Raw genomic sequence first — 5,963 nt, 5'->3', positions numbered from 1 at the left:
GTTTATGACCGAGTGTCACGGCTGAAGAAATTCATGCCGTTTTTATATAAGTGACTTAAAGCGCAAGTCATCACTATCCATCTATTGTTGTTGTGCCACTGACTTTAGTTTTTTCGAGTGCCAACAACGGGTATGAGGTGCTACCACCATTATCCAACCAGATAAGGTATTGGCCATCAATAGTTAACTGTGTTGTTAACGAATTCAGAGCACAAGTTGGAGACAGCTTTACTATTACCGACAAGGGATACGAGCAGATTACCTCGCATCTTAAAGCACTGTTAAATCTTATTTAGAGCAAGTCAGGAAACAACATGTATCAATCAGGTGAAATTGTTAGTTCCAAAACTAGAACGGTCGAACTAGATAAAGGAAAGCACTTTAGAGCAAAACTTGGCTTTATATTAATGTCCACGGATCTAGCGGCTGAATCAGATTTCATTGAAATGGTTCCTGACGGTGTAGGCATTCATATAACCCGATTAAAAACAGACGACCTGACCACCAACGAAACTTTAGCTCATCACATTGATGAAATGGCCGATGCTGCGTCTAGAATACAACCTGATGCCAAACCTGATGTTATTTGTTATAGCTGTACCAGTGGCTCCATTGTTAATGGCGAGGAAAACGTCATGGCAGAGATTACTAAAGGCGCACCGTATGCTAGGCCAATGACGATAGCAACTGGCGTGGTAGATGCATTAAGGGAATTAGGAGTCAAAAAAATAGTGGTGGGAACTCCTTATATAGACGAAATCAATACAGCAGAAGCTGATTTCTTAGTTGATAAAGGTTTTGAAATATTAGACATTCAGGGACTAAACTTAACAACAGGTCTAGAGTTTGGTTACGTGACACCCGATTATTGGAAAAAATTTGCTTTAGAAATAGATCATCCAGAAGCAGATGCAATTTTTCTTAGTTGTAGCGGTATTCGAGCATTAGAAGTCGTAGACGAAATTGAAGCAATAGTTAATAAACCAGTTATTACCAGCAATCAAGCTCAAATGTGGAGTTGCCTTCGTCGCGCAGGCATAAACGATAAAATCGTCGGGTTTGGTCGTATATTTGAAAAACTTGGATTATCTCTACAACCATCTAAATCAGAATAAATCCAAACATTGCTGTTATTCTATTTTCGGGGATACTCTATTTTGTATTTCTAAAGGTCGGCGCAGGTTTAAGGGGAAAGCAAAAATAAATCGAGGCTGTTATGCGATCAATTATGGTATTCAACTCAAAAGGTGGCTCAGGTAAAAGCACAATCTCAATTAACTTGGCCAGTTATTTTGCTTCGCAAGGTAAGAAAGTGGTTATTGCTGATTTCGATCCTCAGTCTTCCAGTCTTGAATGGCTAGAAAACAGATCCAGTGGTGGAAATTTAATAACTGGCATTGACGCTTCAAAGGGTAACTTTCGAGCCCCACGCAACGCCGATTACATTATCTACGATACTCCTGCAGCAATTCTGGCGAAGAATATCACTCATTATTTAAGACGTGCCCAAAGTGTTATTATTCCGGTACTACCTTCTCCAATCGATATACGTGCTGCTACCCCTTTTATTCAAAACGTATTGGCTAATGGACGTGTCATTCGCAAAGAATGTCGAGTAGCCCTAATCGCCAATCGATGTAGAGAAAACACCAATATCTACCAACAGCTGAACATTTATTTAAAAAAAGTGCGCAAAGCACCTTTCTTAAGCGTATTGCGTGAATCACAAAATTACAATAAAGCATCAGAGAAGGGACAAGGGATTTTCGAACTACCACCTTACCTCGTTAGTCGTGACTTAGATCAATGGGAACCGATTATAAAATGGTTGAGGAGTAAACGAAGTCAACCAGCAAATTGAGCAAAACCTATCAGTTTTCACTCTATCTTTCCGCGGCCAAAACAGAATCAATTTATCAGGGTCAGGTAAAATATATAATTGTTGAAACTGATCAGGGTATAAAACTGCAGTTACCCGCTCATAATTTCAGGCCTTTTGTGAATTCGAATGGAATTCGAGGGAGTTTTAGATTGGTTACTGATGATCAAAACCAATTAAAAAAAATAGAAAAAATTTAACTCCTAACGGGGTTAACTTCGTTTAGCTAAGTTCTTTTTAACTTTATTCTTTGCTGCAACTTGCTTAACAGCTGAACCGATGTGTGGTTCGCCTCGTTGCTTAGCTAGTTGTACTTGTTTTTCACGTTCCTTGAACCTCATCTGCTTAACATCTGATTTTTTATTGTAACAACTTGGACAGCTCACACCTTGGCAATATTTTTCGCTCTTCTTATCTTCAACCGTTATGGGTAATCGGCAAGCATGGCACTGATCATAACTGCCTTTTTCCAGCGCGTGATTTACAGTAACTCGATTGTCGAATACAAAACACTCTCCTTCCCAAAGCGACTCAGATTCAGGGACATCTTCTAGATATTTTAATATGCCACCTTGCAAGTGATACACCTCTTCAAAACCCTGCTGCTTTAAATAAGCGGTTGATTTTTCACAGCGAATGCCGCCTGTGCAAAACATGGCTACCTTACGTTGTTTAAAATTCGATAGTTCATTGGTCGAATAATCGGGAAACTCACGAAAGGAAGTTGTGTTGGGAATCATCGAATTTTTAAAAGTTCCAATAGCTGACTCATAGTCATTTCGAGTGTCGACCAGCACTACATCAGGATCAGATATCAAAACATTCCAGTCTTTTGGCTTAACATAAGTACCAGAAGAATTAAGAGGATCGATATTTTCCACATTCATGGAGACAATTTCCTTTTTCAATTTCACTCGGGTCCGGTAAAAAGGGATGCTATCATCATATGAAAACTTGGCATCTAGATTAGCTAAACGAGTATCGGATCGAATCCAGTCGAGTAATTTATCAATAGATGCCTGAGTTCCCGCAACCGTACCGTTAATACCTTCATGTGCTAACAGTAAAGTACCTTTGATATCCAGTGACAACATTGTTGTGAGCAATGGTTTTTGTAAAGATCGAAAATCATCAAGCGTAGTAAATTGATAGAGTGCAGCGACTACAAATGAATTTGACATAAAAAAACCTGTTAGCTAGCTGGAACGTAAAACCAGTGCCTTAAATTGACCAGTAAGACTAACGCTCTGTAATTAGAAATGTATAGTTAGAAACGAACAGTTTTAGCTGGATTTTAAAGTAACGTTGATTGACTGACCGTCAAAAATAATTCTATCACCCGGTATTATTTTCTTCCGTTTTTGAGTTTCGACTTCACCGTTCACACGTACAAGGCCATCCGCAATAACTTGCTTGGCAAATCCACCACTGTGTGCCAGTCCTTCAAATTTAAGAACTTTGTAAAGCTCAACAAATTCAGCTTCGAGTTCGGTAATAATGTTAGCAGAGTTGGTCATTAGTTCGTCTCTGTTGATGCTGATGGAGAATTAACCGCTGTTAAAGCATTGCCTTCAAATACAACCCCGCTCCAGCCGTGTAATATAAACTGTCGAATATTTTGATGATCGTCACCCTCTGGTGACGCCAAAACGTCCTGATAAAAACCACCAAAACAACTCAATGTCTGTTGTACATTCAGTTTTTGTATCAGGCCAAAACTCAGTATTTTACAGGAACCATGATTTTGTGCTGCAGAACTTGAGGCACTGCCATTACGAAAAGCGGTTGGTGTAAAATGATAATGTGATTCAATTAATGCAATCGAATCAGTAAACTCAACCAGACTGGATGAGTCATTCAGTAATTCTAGAAACCGAGATAAATTCAAAATATCTTCCAATGTTGAGAGTCATTGATCCTAAAGGCACTCTATATGATTAAGAATCAAATAATTCAAAACATAGCACAATACGAGAAACCATACTATTGGGCGCAGAGTATTATTTATGGTGTGAATGACATTCTGGTTGCATTACATATCGATGATGGTGATCAGTAGATGAATCACTTTCTATCGTGGGGCATCAAAAAATAATCTAGTCTGATTCTGATTGATGGTAAGTTGCCGTCATTTAAAACTTTAGGGCTTAGGTTTGAAATCGATTTAAGCGCCGTTAAAGAATGGGCAAGATTTTAACAACGCAGAAATAATGACTGATTTGGTTTTGAAGTTTGCATTTGATGATAAAACTGACAAGAATATGGGAGAATGGATCATCTCAGCAAATATTAACAATAGTAGAAAAATTATGATCCAGTGGTATCCAGGTCACATGCATAAGGCGAATAAGGAATTTAAAAAAATTCTGCCTCAGGTTGATATCGTGATTGAAGTGCTCGATGCACGTATTCCCTTCTCAAGTCAAAACCCGATGTTGGCCAGTATTCGTAAATACAAACCGACCATAAAAATACTCAATAAAAGTGATTTAAGTGACCAACACTTATTAGCGCTTTGGCAAACCGAGCTTGAGAAAGACGACACGGTAAAGACTCTCACCTGCAATAATTTAGGAACGGCTTACGATAAAATTCGCGGCTTGTGTCGTTCACTCATACCCGAACGCAACAATCGATCGTCAATGGTTTACGCCATGATAGCGGGCATACCCAATGTTGGTAAATCTACCATTATCAATTCTCTGGCCGGACGCGCAATCGCTAAAACAGGCAACGAAGCAGCAGTTACGAAAATGCAGCAACGGATCGAAATTTCACCCCATCTGACTTTGATCGATACGCCCGGCGTACTTTGGCCTAATATCGAAAACAAAAACAGCGGCTATCGATTAGCTGCGACTGGTGCCATAAAAGATACCGCAATTGATTTACAGGACATTGCCTGTTTTGTAGCTGAATTCATGCTTGAAAAATACCCATCTAACATTCAATCTCGATATGGGTTAGAACAGTTGCCAAAAACTGAAATAGAATTATTAGAAGCCATTGCGCTAAAACGCGGTTGCATTGTTTCAGGCGGCGTGGTCGATTTCGAAAAAGTATCACGCATTGTAGTGTCTGACTTACGCAGCGGTGGTTTTGATGGCATTTGCATGGAAACCCCCGACCAGATACTAGAAGAGCTTTCCCAGCTTGAAGCTTTGCGTGCACTCAAGTTAGAAAAAGCTCAGGCAAAAAAATCTAAAAGAAAAAGCAGATAAAGTAGCCAAGCTAAGCCAAACAGATAAGAGATACAGAGTATGATAATCCGACAAGCAACCATAAACGATACAGCCGCGATCGCAGATTTCAACATTAAAATGGCAAAAGAAACAGAAGACTTGGCTCTAATACCCGATGTCATTAATGCCGGTGTACGTAACATGATTGAAAATCCGGCAATGGGTTTCTATTTGGTAGCGGAAGATAACCACGTTATTCAGGCGTCTCTCATGGTCACTACTGAATGGAGCGACTGGCGTAATGGTCTGTTTTGGTGGATTCAAAGTGTTTATGTACAACCACAATATCGTCGAATGGGGCTGTACAGTAAACTCTATGAAAAAGTAAAAAATCTAGCTCAAGATAATAACAATGTGTGTGGCTTCAGGCTCTATGTAGAACACGAAAATGTAACTGCGCAAAAAACCTACCGCTCCCTAGGTATGGAAAAAACAGATTATCAAATGTTTGAAGAAGCAAAATCTGTGATAAAAATATCCTAATAACTAGGCATCAAAGCTGTTGTTCTAAACGTTTAATTTAGGTTATGAAAAAGGGGTATTAGAAAAACTAAACCTAGGTAAGGTCTCACCCAATAGGGACAAGGTCTATCCAAATAATATAAAGGACAATGCCGCAATATCATATAAAAAATCAAGTTTAGCACTTCAGTTAAAAGGAGTATTACAGCGCTAGCAGCTATTTCTTACCTAATAAACCTCTGTTTTGTAACAATCTAATGTAATCATTCAAATATAGATGGTGCTCTATCGTATATACTTGCATTAAGCAAAATATTCCAAACATAGTCTTATACAAATGGAATCTAGTCACAATGACAAATATGGCATTGTATTTATAA

The 5,963-nt window shown here is 38.9% G+C and carries 9 protein-coding genes; 5 read left to right on the top strand and 4 right to left on the bottom strand.

Translation table 11 applies throughout. The features are described from left to right. Positions 1 to 73: 73 nt before the first annotated feature. Positions 74 to 244, bottom strand: a complete 171-nt coding sequence (locus QZ562_RS18715) for a hypothetical protein (RefSeq protein WP_293763588.1) — start codon at positions 242 to 244, stop codon at positions 74 to 76. 70 nt (positions 245 to 314) lie between these two features. On the opposite strand from QZ562_RS18715, the gene QZ562_RS18710 reads away from it, so the two are divergent. The 3 genes from QZ562_RS18710 to QZ562_RS21365 all read left to right on the top strand — a co-directional run bounded on the left by QZ562_RS18710 (position 315) and on the right by QZ562_RS21365 (position 2,079). Beyond that, positions 315 to 1,115 (top strand): hypothetical protein, encoded by an 801-nt coding sequence (locus QZ562_RS18710; RefSeq protein WP_293763585.1) that lies wholly within the window; start codon positions 315 to 317, stop codon positions 1,113 to 1,115. A 101-nt stretch (positions 1,116 to 1,216) separates the two neighbouring features. Further along, a complete protein-coding gene (locus QZ562_RS18705) occupies positions 1,217 to 1,861 on the top strand; it encodes a ParA family protein (RefSeq protein WP_293763582.1) in 645 nt (214 codons plus the stop codon). Then, positions 1,858 to 2,079 (top strand): DUF2835 domain-containing protein, encoded by a 222-nt coding sequence (locus QZ562_RS21365; protein WP_363315380.1) that lies wholly within the window; start codon positions 1,858 to 1,860, stop codon positions 2,077 to 2,079. The genes QZ562_RS18705 and QZ562_RS21365 overlap by 4 nt, the downstream gene beginning before the upstream one ends. 12 nt (positions 2,080 to 2,091) lie before the next feature. Here QZ562_RS21365 and QZ562_RS18700 read toward each other — a convergent pair whose 3' ends face one another. The 3 genes from QZ562_RS18700 to QZ562_RS18690 form a co-directional block, all read right to left on the bottom strand. After that, positions 2,092 to 3,060, bottom strand: coding sequence for a rhodanese-related sulfurtransferase (locus QZ562_RS18700; protein ID WP_293763579.1), 969 nt, complete (start codon positions 3,058 to 3,060; stop codon positions 2,092 to 2,094). A 102-nt stretch (positions 3,061 to 3,162) separates the two neighbouring features. Continuing rightward, positions 3,163 to 3,396: an RNA-binding S4 domain-containing protein gene (locus QZ562_RS18695; RefSeq protein WP_293763576.1), complete on the bottom strand. Its 234-nt coding sequence runs from the start codon at positions 3,394 to 3,396 to the stop codon at positions 3,163 to 3,165. Next, a complete protein-coding gene (locus QZ562_RS18690) occupies positions 3,396 to 3,767 on the bottom strand; it encodes a HopJ type III effector protein (protein ID WP_293763573.1) in 372 nt (123 codons plus the stop codon). Before QZ562_RS18690 ends, QZ562_RS18695 begins: the two co-directional genes overlap by 1 nt. Before the next feature lie 322 nt (positions 3,768 to 4,089). Between QZ562_RS18690 and ylqF the strand changes: the two genes are divergently transcribed. Both ylqF and QZ562_RS18680 read left to right on the top strand, forming a co-directional pair. After that, a complete protein-coding gene (gene ylqF / locus QZ562_RS18685; RefSeq protein WP_293763570.1) occupies positions 4,090 to 5,100 on the top strand; it encodes a ribosome biogenesis GTPase YlqF in 1,011 nt (336 codons plus the stop codon). A gap of 39 nt (positions 5,101 to 5,139) precedes the next feature. Further along, positions 5,140 to 5,604, top strand: coding sequence for an N-acetyltransferase (locus tag QZ562_RS18680; protein WP_293763568.1), 465 nt, complete (start codon positions 5,140 to 5,142; stop codon positions 5,602 to 5,604). The last annotated feature ends 359 nt before the right edge of the window (positions 5,605 to 5,963 follow it).

Source organism: uncultured Paraglaciecola sp., from assembly GCF_913058035.1.
Taxonomy (GTDB): domain Bacteria; phylum Pseudomonadota; class Gammaproteobacteria; order Enterobacterales; family Alteromonadaceae; genus Paraglaciecola.
The sequence above is the reverse complement of the archived record's forward strand: the minus strand, read 5'-3'. Positions and strand labels throughout refer to the sequence as shown.